The following is a 1,107-nucleotide window of genomic DNA, read 5'->3' on the forward strand; positions in this document are numbered from 1 at the left end:
CAGAATTGTCTAAACATCCCGGGCGTGTCGTTGACTGTGGAGCGATGTGGAGTAATGTGGAGGACGTAAGAGGGTAGTGGCAGCACAGGGGACGTTGGACTTCCTAAAACAGACAGGCGGTGGGCCGTGTTTCTCGGCACACATTCGCCGCGTCTGGATGAAAAAGGTCGAATTATCCTCCCCGCGAAGTTCCGAGAGGAACTTGCCAGCGGGCTGGTTCTCACAAGGGGCCAGGAGCGTTGCATCTACGTCTTCAGTGAGGCGGAATTCGGCCGGGTTCACGAGCAGATGCGGGAGGCTCCAATTTCCTCCAAGCAGGCACGTGACTACATCCGTGTTTTCCTCTCTGGAGCCTCGGACGAGGTACCTGACAAGCAGGGGCGCGTGACGATTCCGCCGGCGCTCCGGGAGTATGCAGGTCTTGGCCGGGAACTCGCCGTCATTGGCGCAGGATCCCGGGCAGAGATCTGGGACGCCCAAGCCTGGAATGAGTACCTGGCCGAAAAGGAAACCGCCTTCTCGGAAACAGACGACGCCATCCCGGGGATTCTCTGAACCCCCACTGATCCACCAGCAAACAACGTTCCTTGATCGAGATCTCCAGCCGCCCATCCGGTTGTTGTCCTGGCTCACTTCCCCGGAGCCAGGCCGGCGCAGGATAGGCGCGGATGGGGATCTGGACCAAGGAACGTTGCGTAAGAGCAGTACCAAGCAACGCGCAACTAGCAACGCGCAACTAGCAAAGCTCAAAACAAACAAGGCCAACGAAAGGACGAAGGCATGACGGATCCCGACCAGGCGAAGCCGACGTCCGAACGCCATGTACCGGTCCTCAAGGACCGGTGCATCAATTTGTTGGCCCCCGGCATCGAGGCCGCACGGAGCCGCGGCGAGACCCCCGTGGTGATCGACGCCACGCTCGGCATGGGCGGACACTCCGAGGCCCTCCTGCAGCGCTTCCCGGACCTTCACCTGATCGGCATCGACCGCGACGAGGAAGCCCTGGCACTGGCGGGGGCCAGGCTGGCGCCCTTCGAGAACCGGACCGACCTCGTTCACGCCGTCTACGACGAAATCCCGGACGTCCTCGAAGACCTGGGCTTCACC

General features: G+C 61.4%; 2 protein-coding genes. Both read left to right on the forward strand.

What is annotated here, in order from left to right; translation table 11 throughout:
* Positions 1-126 precede the first annotated feature (126 nt).
* A complete protein-coding gene (gene mraZ / locus LQV45_RS34750; RefSeq protein ID WP_028275887.1) occupies positions 127-555 on the forward strand; it encodes a division/cell wall cluster transcriptional repressor MraZ in 429 nt (142 codons plus the stop codon).
* A 225-nt stretch (positions 556-780) separates the two neighbouring features.
* Positions 781-1,107 (forward strand): 16S rRNA (cytosine(1402)-N(4))-methyltransferase (gene mraW, locus LQV45_RS34755; protein ID WP_230012489.1); only part of this gene is annotated, 327 nt, incomplete at its 3' end.

The sequence above is a fragment of the Microbacterium sp. Bi128 genome (assembly GCF_918698205.1).